Origin of the sequence: Rhodococcus sp. OK519, assembly GCF_003051005.1 — a bacterium.
In the GTDB taxonomy this organism is placed as follows: domain Bacteria; phylum Actinomycetota; class Actinomycetes; order Mycobacteriales; family Mycobacteriaceae; genus Prescottella.
The window spans coordinates 152,574-166,290 of the sequence record NZ_QAOW01000009.1 but is presented as its reverse complement, the minus strand read 5'-3'; the positions used below and the strand labels follow the sequence as shown (position 1 = coordinate 166,290).

General features: G+C 69.4%; 12 protein-coding genes. 7 read left to right on the top strand and 5 right to left on the bottom strand.

What is annotated here, in order from left to right; all coding sequences use genetic code 11:
- Window positions 1-83 precede the first annotated feature (83 nt).
- From C8K36_RS20750 to C8K36_RS20720, 7 genes are all read left to right on the top strand, one after another.
- On the top strand, window positions 84-746 hold the full coding sequence (locus C8K36_RS20750; RefSeq protein WP_258195524.1) for a hypothetical protein: 663 nt from the start codon (window positions 84-86) through the stop codon (window positions 744-746).
- Window positions 743-2,164 carry a hypothetical protein gene (locus C8K36_RS20745; protein WP_107986478.1) on the top strand — a complete coding sequence of 474 codons (1,422 nt, stop codon included), beginning with the start codon at window positions 743-745 and terminating at the stop codon, window positions 2,162-2,164. Before C8K36_RS20750 ends, C8K36_RS20745 begins: the two co-directional genes overlap by 4 nt.
- A 56-nt stretch (window positions 2,165-2,220) precedes the next feature.
- Window positions 2,221-2,538 (top strand): DUF6802 family protein, encoded by a 318-nt coding sequence (locus tag C8K36_RS20740; protein WP_107986476.1) that lies wholly within the window; start codon window positions 2,221-2,223, stop codon window positions 2,536-2,538.
- 291 nt (window positions 2,539-2,829) lie between these two features.
- On the top strand, window positions 2,830-4,659 hold the full coding sequence (locus C8K36_RS20735) for a phosphoenolpyruvate carboxykinase (GTP) (RefSeq protein WP_107986474.1): 1,830 nt from the start codon (window positions 2,830-2,832) through the stop codon (window positions 4,657-4,659).
- A 232-nt stretch (window positions 4,660-4,891) separates the two neighbouring features.
- A complete protein-coding gene (cysK, locus tag C8K36_RS20730; RefSeq protein ID WP_107986472.1) occupies window positions 4,892-5,824 on the top strand; it encodes a cysteine synthase A in 933 nt (310 codons plus the stop codon).
- 5 nt (window positions 5,825-5,829) lie between these two features.
- Window positions 5,830-6,408 carry a serine O-acetyltransferase EpsC gene (epsC, locus tag C8K36_RS20725; RefSeq protein ID WP_107986470.1) on the top strand — a complete coding sequence of 193 codons (579 nt, stop codon included), beginning with the start codon at window positions 5,830-5,832 and terminating at the stop codon, window positions 6,406-6,408.
- Window positions 6,409-6,566: 158 nt separating this feature from the next.
- Entirely contained in the window at window positions 6,567-7,421 is an 855-nt protein-coding gene (locus C8K36_RS20720; protein ID WP_107986643.1) for an SDR family oxidoreductase, read from the top strand.
- A gap of 58 nt (window positions 7,422-7,479) precedes the next feature.
- On the opposite strand, the gene C8K36_RS20715 is transcribed toward C8K36_RS20720, so the two are convergent.
- From C8K36_RS20715 to C8K36_RS20695, 5 genes are all read right to left on the bottom strand, one after another.
- Window positions 7,480-9,390: an APC family permease gene (locus tag C8K36_RS20715; RefSeq protein WP_420910922.1), complete on the bottom strand. Its 1,911-nt coding sequence runs from the start codon at window positions 9,388-9,390 to the stop codon at window positions 7,480-7,482.
- A gap of 154 nt (window positions 9,391-9,544) precedes the next feature.
- Window positions 9,545-10,498: a cation diffusion facilitator family transporter gene (locus C8K36_RS20710; protein ID WP_107986466.1), complete on the bottom strand. Its 954-nt coding sequence runs from the start codon at window positions 10,496-10,498 to the stop codon at window positions 9,545-9,547.
- 96 nt (window positions 10,499-10,594) lie between these two features.
- Complete coding sequence (locus C8K36_RS20705) at window positions 10,595-12,043, bottom strand: aldehyde dehydrogenase (RefSeq protein ID WP_107986464.1); 1,449 nt, start codon at window positions 12,041-12,043, stop codon at window positions 10,595-10,597.
- An 86-nt stretch (window positions 12,044-12,129) separates the two neighbouring features.
- Window positions 12,130-13,017, bottom strand: a complete 888-nt coding sequence (locus C8K36_RS20700) for an ROK family protein (protein ID WP_107986462.1) — start codon at window positions 13,015-13,017, stop codon at window positions 12,130-12,132.
- A 27-nt stretch (window positions 13,018-13,044) separates the two neighbouring features.
- On the bottom strand, window positions 13,045-13,677 hold the full coding sequence (locus C8K36_RS20695; RefSeq protein ID WP_107986460.1) for a TetR/AcrR family transcriptional regulator: 633 nt from the start codon (window positions 13,675-13,677) through the stop codon (window positions 13,045-13,047).
- Window positions 13,678-13,717: the final 40 nt, after the last annotated feature.

Here is a 13,717-nt window from a genome sequence, read left to right as displayed (position 1 = left end):
GGGACGTATCCGGGACATCCGGGGTTGGGACATCCGGGGTTGGGACATCCGAGTTCGCGGAATTCGCACGATCGGTCGGTGACGTGCCCGGTGTGCCGGCGCACACGCTCGACGAGCTGCGCCGACCGGTCGGGGTCCAGGTGATGGGCCGTGCCGGTGTCGGACGCAGCACCGTGGTCTCACTGCTCGAACGGTCCGGTTTCGCCAACGTCGTCGAGGCGCCGGCCGTCGATGCGCCGGGTCGGCCCGACCCGGAGGCCGGCCCCGACGTCGTGGTCTACGTGTTCACCGGCGCGCTGCACACTCCCGACGTCCGCGCACTCGCCGCCGCGCCGTCCGGATCAACCGTCGCCGTGCTGAACAAGGCGGACACCCTCGGTTCGTGGGACGAGGCCGTGTGGGCCGCGAACACGGCCGCCGCCGAGGCCGGTGTGCGGACCGTCCCGCGCGCCGACGGGACCGCAGCAGACGCGGTCCACGCCGTGGTCGACCACGCCATTCGCGTCGTCCGGGCCCGTCGCATCCATATCGCACTCGATGCGCTGGCGACGGTGGGCGCGGCAGATCCCGACGGCGCGGTCCGCGACGGTATCGAGTGCTTCCTGCGCAGCGACCGGGCCGTGCTCGCGGCGGCGGAATCTGCCGCACTCGTCGCCGGCGACGGCGCGGGGGACCGGCGTCGGCGTGAAATCGCGGAGCGTCGGGCCCGCACGCGCAGGGCGGTTGCGGCGGGACCAGCCCGGTGACCAGCGGAGACGTTCCCGGGTTCACCGCCGACGCGCAGCGGATCGTCGAACGCTGGAACCCCGACGGCATCGGCCGGTGGCGTGGCGGCGGCAGCGTCGAGCCTCGGGCCGTCCGCGTCGTCGCGGTGCGCGGCGTCGATACGAGTCGTGTCCTCGCCGCCCTCGCGAGCCACGCACAGGCCGCCGATGCGTCGGACGCCGCCGCGCTGGTCGTGTTCGTCCTCGACCATCTCTCGGTGCTCGGACGCGACGAGTTGTCCGTTCTGGACGCCGAGACGACCGACGTCGATCTGGTCTTGTTCACGATGTCCGACGACGACGACACCGACAACGACGCCGCCGCCTTGCCCGGCGATGTGCGTGGGCGCGACGAGGCGTTGCTGCGGGCGCACTCGCCCCGCTTCGCCGGCGCCCGCATCCTGGACCGGTCCGACCTTCTTCGAGCGGCGCGCGAGGCGGTCGACGAGCCGTCGGGTGTGATCGGCGACCGGAATCGTCGGCGCGGCGCCGTCTCGCTCGTCGAACAGACCTGCCGGCTGATCGCGGAGACCGCCACCGCGATCCGTGACGACGACGCGGCCGCGCTGCGTGAACGGCGCACCCGATTGCTGGCGGAGCGCGGAACCGGGCGGGCGGAACTGTCGGCGCAGGTGCGGGCGGACGTCCAGCGCACCCGCATCGATCTCGTGCACGCGGTGGGCGTCCGTACTCGCGAACTGTCGACCGTCGTGCGCACCGCACTCGACCGTGCGGGACGACGGGAGTTGACCGTCTTCCCCGACCGCTTCGCGCACCTCGCCGCCGCGGTCACCTCGGACATCGACACGGTCACGGGCGACCGGCTGGACGACCTCGGGCGCCGGGCCGGTGTGACCGGTGGGTCGGTTGCGCCAGGTGGGCCGGCATCGCCGATGTCGCCGCCTGAGCCCAGGTACCGCGGTGTCGAGGATCGGATGATGGTGATCGTCGGCGCATCGGCCGGCGTGGGTCTCGGCAGGCTGGCGGTGGCCCCGCTGTCGATGGTCCCGGCGCTCGACATCGCGACCATCCCTGTCACGCTCGCCCTCGGCGGTGCTGCCGCGTGGTGGCTCGCGCGATCGCGTCGTCTCGTCGCCGACCGGGCGCACCTGCGGCAGTGGGCGTCGGATGCGACGGCGGGCCTGCGCGCGCAACTCGAGCAGCGGGTGCTCGCCCGGCTGCTCGAGACCGAGGCGGCCGTCGGGGCGCGAGTGATCGCCGACGGTCGCGCGGCGGCCGCGACCGCCGACGCCGAGATCGCGTCGATCGATGCGGAGATCCGGCGGGTCGGGGCTCAGCGCGGCGGGCGGCTCGCGGCGTGTGAACGGGATCGGGCAGCTCTCGTCGAGGTGCTGGCAGCGTTCGGGAACGCCGGGAACATGATGGAACCGAGCGGGTAGGTGCCGCGTCCAAGGCAGTGACGACAGTTGTATCGGCCATTGCAGCGGGAGGCAGCGTGATCAGCACAGTGGATCTATCGGAGATGCCCGGTCCGGAGATCGACCCGGACACCTTCGGCGCCGATTCCGGCGCGGTGCGGCTCACCGACGTCGCCTTCGACATCGACGGAGACGGTGTGCTCGACACCCAGACGCTCGAGGTGGACGACGCTCTCGTCGTCGCGACCGACACCGACGGTGACGGCAGCGCCGACCACATCGTCATCGTCGGCAGTGGCGTGGACGGAGGCGAGTACTCGGCATGGGAGTTCCACCGCGATGCGGACGGTCGGGAACGGTGGGAATGTACCGATGGCGGCACCCTCGGAGGGTAGGAAACCCGCAGGTCCCCACCGACTACCACCAGGCGGCGTCGTCTGAATCGTTCCTGTGACCTAACCGACGACACCCGGTTCCCCCAACCCGGACGCGCGGCGTTAACCTCTATAGCTAGGACACCCGGCACCCGTGTCCTTCGTTCGTTGTCCGCGGTGACGTACGTGGGCGGGACGGAGTGGGCGGGCTGCACCCCGCCGAGAGGGGGAAATCGGTTCAACCTCTCAGCCCCGCTCTGCGCGGGGCTGATGTGGTCGCCCCGGTTCCCGGCCCCACCCCAGGAGAGTTTGATGACCTCAGCGACCATTCCCGGTCTGAACGGAACTGACGGCACGCCCCCCACGGAGCACAGCGAGCTGCTGGCCTGGGTGCGCGAGGTTGCCGAGCTGACCCAGCCCGACCGGGTCGTCTTCGCCGACGGCTCCGACGAGGAGTGGGAGCGCCTCACCGATCAGCTGGTCGAGGCCGGGACGTTCACCCGTCTCAACGAGGAGAAGAAGCCGAACTCGTTCCTCGGCAACTCCGATCCGTCCGACGTCGCGCGCGTCGAGTCCCGCACCTACATCTGCTCCAAGGAGCAGATCGACGCGGGCCCGACCAACAACTGGATGGCCCCGACCGAGATGCGGGCCCTCATGACGGACCTGTACCGCGGCAGCATGCGCGGTCGCACCATGTACGTGGTGCCGTTCTGCATGGGCCCCCTCGGCGCCGACGACCCGAAGCTGGGCGTCGAGATCACCGACTCCGAGTACGTCGTCGTGTCGATGCGCATCATGACCCGCATGGGCAAGGCCGCGCTCGAGAAGCTGGGCACCGATCGTCCGTTCGTGAAGGCCCTGCACTCGGTCGGCGCACCGCTGGTCGGCGACGTCGCTGATGTTCCCTGGCCCTGCAACGACACCAAGTACATCACCCACTTCCCCGAGGATCGTGAGATCTGGAGCTACGGCTCCGGCTACGGCGGAAACGCCCTGCTCGGCAAGAAGTGCTACTCGCTGCGTATCGCGTCGGCCATGGCCCACGACGAGGGCTGGCTGGCCGAGCACATGCTGATCCTCAAGCTGATCTCGCCCGAGGACAAGGCCTACTACGTCGCCGCGGCATTCCCGTCGGCATGTGGCAAGACCAACCTCGCGATGATCCAGCCGACCATCCCGGGCTGGCGTGCCGAGACCCTCGGCGACGACATCGCGTGGATGCGTTTCGGTGAGGACGGCCGCCTGTACGCCGTGAACCCGGAGTTCGGTTTCTTCGGCGTCGCGCCGGGCACCAACCACGCCTCCAACCCCAACGCGATGAAGACGGTCGAGGCCGGCAACACGCTGTACACCAACGTCGGCCTGACCGACGACGGTGACGTGTGGTGGGAGGGCCTCGAGAACACTCCCGAGCACCTGATCGACTGGAAGGGCAACGACTGGACCCCCGAGTCCGGCACCAATGCTGCCCACCCGAACTCGCGCTACTGCACCCCGATGTCGCAGTGCCCGATCCTGGCCCCCGAGTGGGACGACCCGCAGGGTGTGCCGATCTCGGCAATCCTGTTCGGTGGCCGTCGCAAGACCACGGTTCCGCTGGTCAGCGAGTCCTTCGACTGGCAGCACGGCACCTTCCTCGGCGCGACCCTGTCGTCCGAGCAGACCGCCGCTGCCGAGGGCAAGGTCGGCGCCGTCCGCCGCGACCCGATGGCGATGCTGCCGTTCCTCGGCTACAACGCCGGCGACTACCTGAACCACTGGATCAACCTCGGCAAGAACGCCGACTCGGAGAAGCTCCCCAAGATCTTCTACGTGAACTGGTTCCGTCGTGGCGACGACGGCCGCTTCCTGTGGCCCGGTTTCGGTGAGAACTCCCGCGTGCTCAAGTGGATCATCGACCGCATCGAGCACAAGGCCGACGCCGTCAGCACCCCGATCGGTTTCGTGCCGACCGCTGCCGACCTCGCTCTCGACGGCCTGGACGTCGACGCCGCTGATGTCGACGAGGCCCTCGCGGTCGACGTCGAGGAGTGGAAGGCGGAGCTGCCGCTCATCGAGGAATGGTTCGAGTTCCTCGGCGAGAAGGTGCCGTCGGGCATCCGCGACGAGTTCGAGGCTCTGAAGCAGCGCCTGGGCTGATCCCCGCTCTGTGTGTGTGACCGAATGTCACATCGGTTCAGTTGGACTGAACCGGTGTGACATTCGGCGTTCGAGGGGGTAGTTGTGGAATCGTCCCACTCCGCCCACTTTGTCGACGTGCGTATACGTTCGTACCTGCGCGGACCCGGTGGAGTTCCGTTCACGGCAGGATGGTGCAATGAACCAACCTGACATCGACCCGGCTGCCGACGTGGCCACGAGAGGATCCGGCATGGGGATCTACAACAACGTCACCGAGCTGGTGGGACGCACCCCGCTGGTGCGCCTGAACCGTCTCACCGAGGGCCTCGGCGCCCAGGTCGTGGCGAAGCTCGAGTTCTACAACCCGGCCAACAGCGTCAAGGATCGCATCGGTGTCGCGATCATCGATGCCGCCGAGGCATCCGGTGACCTGAAGCCGGGCGGCACCATCGTCGAGGGCACGTCGGGCAACACCGGCATCGCGCTCGCCATGGTCGGCGCGGCCCGCGGCTACAAGGTCATTCTGACGATGCCCGAGACGATGTCCACCGAGCGTCGCGTCATGCTCCGCGCGTTCGGCGCCGAGATCGTCCTGACCCCGGGCTCCGAGGGCATGGCCGGTGCCGTCAAGAAGGCCGAGGAGCTCGTCGGACAGACCGAGAACGCCGTCCTGGCGCGCCAGTTCGCGAACGCCGCCAACCCGGAGGTCCACGAGCGCACCACGGGCGAGGAGATCTGGGCCGACACCGACGGCACCGTCGACATCTTCGTCGCCGGCATCGGCACGGGCGGCACCCTCACGGGCGCCGGGCGGACGCTGCGCAAGTACAACCCCGAGGTCACGATCGTCGGCGTGGAGCCGGCTGATTCGCCGATCCTCAACGGCGGCCAGCCCGGCCCGCACAAGATCCAGGGCATCGGCGCCAACTTCGTGCCCGAGGTCCTCGATCGCGAGATCTACGACGAGATCATCGACGTCGAGTTCGAGGACGCGATCCGCGTCGCTCGCAGCCTCGGCACCGACGAGGGCATCCTCGGCGGCATCTCGTCCGGCGCGAACGTGTGGGGGGCGCTCGAGCTGGCCAAGCGTCCCGAGAACGCCGGCAAGACGATCGTCGTCGTCGTGCCCGACTTCGGTGAGCGCTACATCTCCACCCCGCTGTTCGAACACATCCGAGGCTGAGCATTGTGAGTGTCCTGCGCACGATCCGGGAGGATCTCCAGGCAGCAAGAGGCCAGGATCCGGCCGCGCGCAGCAACGCCGAGAACGCCGTCGTGTACTCGGGCCTGCACGCCATCTGGTCGTACCGGGTGGCGCACCGCATGTGGGCCAAGCCCGCGCTGCGTGGCCCCGCCCGGATGCTGGCCCAGTTCACTCGGTTTCTCACGGGCGTCGAGATCCATCCGGGCGCCACGATCGGCCGACGGTTCTTCATCGACCACGGTATGGGTGTCGTGATCGGGGAGACCACCGAGATCGGCGACGACGTCATGATCTACCACGGCGTCACCCTCGGTGGCCGGTCGCTGGCGAAGGCCAAGCGGCACCCCACGATCGGCAACCGCGTCACGATCGGCGCCGGCGCGAAGGTCCTCGGGCCGCTCGTGATCGGCGACGACAGCGCGATCGGCGCGAACGCCGTCGTCACCCGTGACGTCCCGGCCGACCACATCGCCACGGGCATCCCGGCGGCGGTGCGGCCGCGCAAGCAGCACGAGCAGCTGGTGGATCCGACGTCGTACATCGATCCGGCAATGTATATCTGAACCACGTATATCTGAACCAGGCATTCCAGCTGAAGGGTCCGTTCACATCGAACGGACCCTTCAGCTTTCGCCGGGGCAGGCGTAGCGTGTCGATCTTGGTGACGGCCCCGTCGAGGACGGTCCTCGGTCCGGCGCGCCGTCGTGTGGGGAGTGCATCCATGGGGGTCTACGCGGTCACAGGTTCGGCGTCTGGCATGGGACGCGCCGTCGTGGACAAGCTGACGGCGGCCGGGCACACCGTGATCGGCGTCGACATCCAGGCGGCCGACGTGGTCGCGGATCTGTCCACCGGCGAGGGCCGGCGCGGCGCCGTGCGGGAGGTGCTTTCGCTCGCCGGCGGAAAGCTGGACGGCGCGGTGCTGGCGGCGGGTGTCGGGCCGGTCCCCGGCGCCGATCGGCTGCCACTGATCGCGTCGGTGAACTACCTGGGCGTCGTCGAACTGCTCGACGGTTGGCGCGCCGCACTGGCCGCGTCGGGCAGCGCGAAAGTGGTTGTCTTCGGCAGTAACTCGACGACCACGACGCCTGCGGTGCCGCGTCGCACCGTCAAGGCGCTGCTGTCCGGCGACACCGCGAAGGCGGCGCGCACGGTGCGCCTGTTCGGGAAGACTGCCCCGCCGATGATGTACGCCGGATCGAAGATCGCTGTCACCCGCTGGGTTCGTCGTCACGCCACGACGCAGGAGTGGGCGGGTGCCGGGATCCGGCTCAACGTCCTCGCCCCGGGCGCGATCATGACCCCACTGCTCGAGAAGCAGCTGTCGACGCCGTCGGAGGCCAAGGTGATCCGACGCTTCCCGGTGCCGGTCGGGGGCTTCGGCGATGCCGGTCAACTCGGCGACTGGGTGGTGTTCATGCTGTCCGACGCGGCGAACTTCCTGTGCGGGAGTGTCGTCTTCGTCGACGGCGGCTCGGACGCGTACTTCCGCCCCGACGCCTGGCCGCGGCCGGTTCCGGTGTCCCGACTCGTCCCGTATGCCTGGAAGTTCCTGCGCTACAGCGGCAACCGCTGAATTCGGGCGAAGCACGGGACAGCCCGGATCGATCGGCGAGGCGGGCAGCTAGCGCCCATCAGCCTCTGGCGGACGGCGGCGGGGGCGGGGAGCGCAGGACGCCGCGTCGGCTCGTGGTGTCGTACGGGACGATGATCGCGACGGCATGAGGGAGGTCGCTGATGATCTTGGCGATGTGGTCGGCGGTGTGGTCGTGCAGCAATCGGCCCAGGGCCGAGCCGTAGATGCGTCGGGGCAGCAGGATGCTGATCTCGGTGCGGGGTGCGCGGGCGCGGGCGATCATCTCCAGCGTGGCGTGGCCGAGGCGGCGGTCCGGGCAATCGATCAACTCCAAGGGAACCTCGAGATCGCTGTCCTCCCACTCGCGTTTGAGGTGTGCGGCGTGGGCGGAGTCGAGGACGAAGTGCACCGCCCGCAGTTCGCTGGGGCGCAGGCTGCGTCCGTACCGCAGGGCCTCGATCGTGGCGAGGTCGTACGCGTCCACCATGACGATCACGATGTGGTGCGAGTACACGGCCTCTGCGTCGGCCTCGGCGTCACCGAGTTCGCGTAGTTCGGCGGCCTCGTCGCGGTACTCGCGGTTGAGCCGGATCAGCACGAACACGAGTGTCGGGAACACGAGCACGACCACCCATGCGCCCTCGGTGAACTTGGCGATCGCGAAGATCCCCACCACGATCGCCGACGTGATCCCGGCCGCCAGGTTGAGCGCCACGTTGCGCTGCCACCCGCGCCCCTTCTCCCGCTGGTAGTGCCGCGCCATCCCCAGCCCGGCCATCGTGAACCCGGTGAACACGCCGATCGCGTAGAACGGCACCAACGAGTTGACCTTGGCGTCGGTCACGATCAGCAGCACTATAGCGACGGCCGTCAGCACGATGATCGCGTTCGAGAACACCAACCGGTGCCCGCGACGACGCAACTGCCTCGGGAGGAAGGCATCGTCGGCGACGAAGCTGGCAAGGAACGGGAAGCCGTTGAAGCTGGTGTTGGCGCCGGTGAACAGGATCAGCGCGGTGGCCGTTTGCACGACGACGAACAGGACGTCGCCGAGCATGCCGGAGCCGAAGACGATCCGCGCCTCCTGACTGATCACCGACGGGTAGCCGGCCGCGTACGGGGTGGCGTGTGTGAGGTAGGCGAGCAGCGCGACACCGCTGACGAGGAACGCGAGGACGGACGCCATGATCACGAGCGCACGACGGGCGTTCGCCCCCTCGGGTTTCTGGAAGGCGCTCACCCCGTTGCTGATCGCCTCGAGGCCGGTCAGCGACGTGCCGCCGTTCGCGAAGGCCCGTAGCAGCACCAGCACCGTCGCTCCCATCACGAGGCCGTCGCCGTGCGCGATCTCGACGGTGCCGTCCAGGGAAGTCGGGTCGATCCGGTCGAGGTTGCCGGTGAGGACCTGGATCACGCCGACGACGATCACCACGGCGATCGAAGCGGCGAAGAAATACATCGGGAAGGCGAAGGCGCGCCCGGCCTCCTTGAGCCCGCGCAGGTTGCCGTACGCGAGCAGCAGCACCGCCCCAACGGTGATCTCCAGGCTGTACGGGCCCAGCGCCGGCACGGCGGACACCACCGCGACCGTGCCGGCTGCCGACTGCACCGCCACCGTCACCACGTAGTCGATGAGCAGCGCGACCGCGGCGATCTGGGCGGTCTTGGGGCCGAAGTTGTCCCGTGCCACCACATACGAGCCGCCGGCATGCGTGTAGAGCATCACCACCTGCCGATACGACAGCGTCAGCAGCAGCAGGATGACGAGGATGACGCCCGTGATCGGCAACAGCAGAGTGAAGGCGGCGAGCGCCGCGAAGGGCAGCAGTTCGATCAGCACCTGCTCCGGGCCGTACGCGGACGACGAGATGCAGTCGGGGGAGAGCACGCCCAGCGCGGTCGTCTTCGACAGCCGTTCCTGGTGCAGGCGTGCACTCGTCAGCGGCGGACCGAGGAGTCGGCACTTGATCCGGTAGCTGAGCCTCTCGGGTAGGACGGGCTCGAGTCGGCCGCTGGTCTCCGCGTCCCGAGAAGCGGGACTGTCGGGAGGGTCCACGGCTGCTCCGTCCGTATCGGCCACGCTCCTTCCAGTTCTACTCGCGCGGGCGGACCACGTCAGACGATCAGACGGTCAGGTCCGGTTCCTCCGGCGTCGAGAGCGTCAGCACCGCCTTCCGAACCGCCGAGGTTTCGGTGGTGATCCGGGCCTCGATGTCACGAAGCGTGTGCGCGATGCGGGATTCGGCGAAGTCGCCGACGAGGTCGACGCTCGCGACGAGGTACACCTGGTGCGGCCCGAGGAACTCCATCCGCAGGTAGGTCACGCGCTCGACCTCGGGGTAGCTCAGCAGCTTCGCGACCGCCTGGGTCCGCAGTTCCGGGGTGCCGGGTTCGCCGACGAGGAAGCGCCGGTTGCGGTCGAGCAGGACGAGCGCGATCACCCCGAGCAGGACACCGACCGCGATGGACCCGATCGCGTCGGGCACCGGCGAGCCCGTGACCTGGTGCGCGAGCACACCCGCGAACGCGATGACCAGGCCGATCAGGGCGGCCGCGTCCTCCGCGAACACCGCTCGCACCGTCGGATCCGACGTGAGCAGCGCGTGCTCGAGGACGTCGCGATGCGCGTCGTGGGCTTCGCCGCGCAGCTGCTTGAATGCCTGCCGGAACGAGATCGCCTCGAGCACGAAGGCGATCCCGAGGACCGCGTACGCGACACCGAAGTCCGACGCGGGCGCCGGATGCACCAGTTCCTGGATACCGTGTGTGATCGACACCCCTGCACCGACCGCGAACAGGCCGAGGGCTGCGAACAGCGACCAGATGTAGGCCTCCCGGCCGAAACCGAGGGGGTGTACGCCGTCGGGTGTCTTGCGGGCTCGACGGTCGGCGACGAGCAGCAGAATCTCGTTGCCGGTGTCGGCCCAGGAGTGCGTCGCCTCGGCGACCATCGATGCCGAACCGGTGAGCACTGCTGCCACCGATTTGGCCACAGCGATCAGTGCATTCGCGACGAACGCCACGATGACGGTGAGGGTGCTCTCGCCGCCGGATGACTCGGGGGAGGTCGCCGTCATCGCCCCAGGCTAGGCGCGTGGCACACGCCCTGCCTGGCGAACGCGTCGGGCGCGGCCCCCGAGGTGTTCGAGAGCCGCGCCCGTAAGTGCATCGTTCTAGCCGGTGTAGCCGGGCGGCATGAGGACGGACTTGAGCTCGCAGTAGGCCGCGAGTCCTTCCGGGCCGCTCTCGCGGCCGATGCCGGAGTTCTTGTAGCCGCCGAACGGTGAGCCCGGATCGAACGCGTACCAGTTGATGGCGTACGTGCCGGTGCGGATCTGCTTCGCGACCTCGATGCCCTTCTCGATGTCGGTGGTGTACACCGAGCCGGCGAGGCCGTAGTCCGAGTCGTTGGCGATCTGGATTGCCTCGTCGAGGGTGTCGTAGGGGATCACCGACAGGACGGGACCGAAGATCTCCTCGCGGGCGATCGTCATCGTGTTGTCGACGTCGGCGAAGATGGTCGGCTCGACGTACCAGCCCGTCTTCAGCGCGGCCGGGGTGCCGCCGCCGAGGACGACGCGGGCGCCTTCGGCCTTGCCCTTCTCGATGTAGCCGAGGACCTTGTCGCGCTGCTTCTCGGTGATCAGCGGGCCCAGCTGCGCGGCCGGGTCGTCGGGCAGGCCGACGGGCATGAACCCGGCGAACTGCACCATCGCCTCGATGATCTCGTCGTAGCGCGAGCGCGGCGCGAGGATGCGGGTCTGGCCGACGCACGCCTGGCCGGAGTTCATCAGGCCCGACATCACCAGCATCGGCATGGTGGCCGCGACGTCCATGTCCTCGAGGAGGATCGCGGCGGACTTGCCGCCGAGCTCGAGCGAGCAGCGCTTGAGTTGCTCGGCCGCGATTGCGCCGATCTTGCGCCCGACAGCGGTGCTACCGGTGAAGGTGACCTTGTCGATTTCGGGGTGCGAGACGAGGTACTCGCCGGTCTCGGCGCCGCCCGGCACGATCGACAGCACGCCCTCGGGCAGGCCCGCCTCGGTGAAGATGTCGGCGAGCATGTTCGCGTTGAGCGGGGTCTCCGGCGCGGGCTTGAGCACCACGGTGCAACCGGCGAGCAGGGCCGGGGCCAGCTTGTTCACCGCGAGGAACAGTGGGACGTTCCATGCGATGACCGCGCCGACGACGCCGACCGGCTCACGGTAGACCTTGGTCTGGCCGAACGGGCCCGTGCGGGTCTCCTCCCACGCGAACTCGTTTGCGAGGCCCGCGTAGTAGTTGAGGGTCGCGAGCGACATGATCTTCTGCATCGTCTCGACACCGGACGCCGGTGCGCCCATCTCGCCGGAGATGGTGGAGACGAGTTCTGCGCTGCGCTCCTCGATGAGCTTGGCGGCCTTGGCGAGGATCTCGCCGCGCTGTGCGGGCGTGGTCTCGGCCCACGCGCCCGATTCGAGTGCGCCGCGGGCCGCGGCGACGGCGGCGTCGATGTCCGCGGGCGCCGCGACGGGAACACTGCCGACACGCTCCTCGGTGGCGGGGGAGAACACCTCCAGCCGCTGGTCGGTGGCCGGCGCGACCCATCGTCCGCCGATGAAGAGTTTGTCGTAGTCGGTCATCTGTTCATCCTCGCTCTTGTGGAGTGCCCTGGGTCACACTAGAACACGTTACAGCCAGTGTGAATAGGTGCCGCTCGATGCAGCGGTCAGACGGGGTCGATCGCGAGCAGGCCGGCGCCGGTCAGCGTGCCGAGAACGCTGAGTTCGGCGGGCACGATGCGCAGTTCGCGCACGAACGACAGGCGGGCCTGAGCGGCCGCCGCCGTCGTCATCGGACTCCACAGTGCGGGGCCCGACTGCGCGAAGCCGCCACCGACCACGACGAGGTCGACGTCGAGCAGGGCCGCAGCCGACGCGAAGGACTGTCCGAGCGCGATCCCGGCCCGCTCGAGCGCCGCGGCCGCCGTAGGTTCGCCGAGTTCGGCGTCGACCGCCAGATCGGCGCCCGTGGCGCCGCTCCACCCGCTGGCCCGCGCCCAGCGCAGCGCCGCCGTCCCGCTCGCGGCGGTCTCGAGGCAGCCGACAGCGCCGCACGCGCAGCGTTCGTCGCCGCCCGGAACGACCATGTGCCCGATGTGGCCCGCGTTGCCGGTGCGCCCGCCCTCGATCCGGCCGCCGCGGATCACCCCGCCGCCGACCCCCGTCGACACGACGACCCCGAGCAGATCGGGAAGGCCACGGCCCGCGCCCAGGCGGTGCTCGGCCAGTGCGGCGGCCGCGCCGTCCAACGCGAGGCGCACGGTCGCGCCCGGGAACAGTGCACCGACCGCGTCGACGATCGGGAACCCGTCGCGCCACTCGGCGATGTTGACTGGCGCGACGGTGCCCGCGGCGGTGTCCACCGGGCCGGCCGACGCGATGCCGACCGACGTCACCGTGGCGCCGCGCGGGACGTCCGCGAGCAGTGCCGCACATGTGTCCCACACGCCCGCCGTGGGCGTCTGGACGGTCACCACGCCGTGTGGCCGCCCGTCGGCGCCGACGAGCGCCGCTGCGATCTTGGTACCGCCGACGTCGAGCGCGAGTGCGGTCATGGCTTCGAGATTAGTTGCGGGCGGTGCTCACGGGGTGCGGAGCAGGGACACCGTCAGCGCGGTCAATTCGGTTTCGTATGTCGACAGATCGCGCCAGACGCCGCCGATGAAGTCGCGTTCCCATGCGGCCAGAGCGGACACGACGAACCTGGCCGCGAGCGCCACCCGCGCAGCGCGGTTCGGCGGGTCGAGATGTGTCATCTCGTCGGCGATGAGTCCGAACAGTGCCTGCAGCGGTTCGAGCCCGGCAATCCTCGGGTAGCTCGGATCGTTCGGCACCAGGGGGTCGGGTGTGTCCACGAAGTCCGCACGGATCCCGGTCAGCCACTGCTCGTTGAAACGCGCCCAGTACGACGGCGTCCGCGCGGCCACCTCGGCGACGAACGGGTGCACGTACGCCCATGCGAGTGCGGCGAGGCGATCGTCCGACTCGACCGCCGCGTGAATCAGCTCGGTCTGCAGGTCGACGGTGGCGGTGCGCTCCGTCCACACCGTGCGGAGCAGTCCGTCCCACGAGCCGAAGTAGTACACGATCGCGCCGTGATTGCGCTGGCCCGCGGCGCGCATGACCTCGCGCGCCGACACCCCGTGCAGGCCGCGCTCCGCGACCAGGCGTTCGGCGGAATCGATCAGCGCTTGTCGGCCGTTCGGCGAATTCATGGCCGTCAGCTTACGAAAGGCGCTATCGTGCCCGACTAGG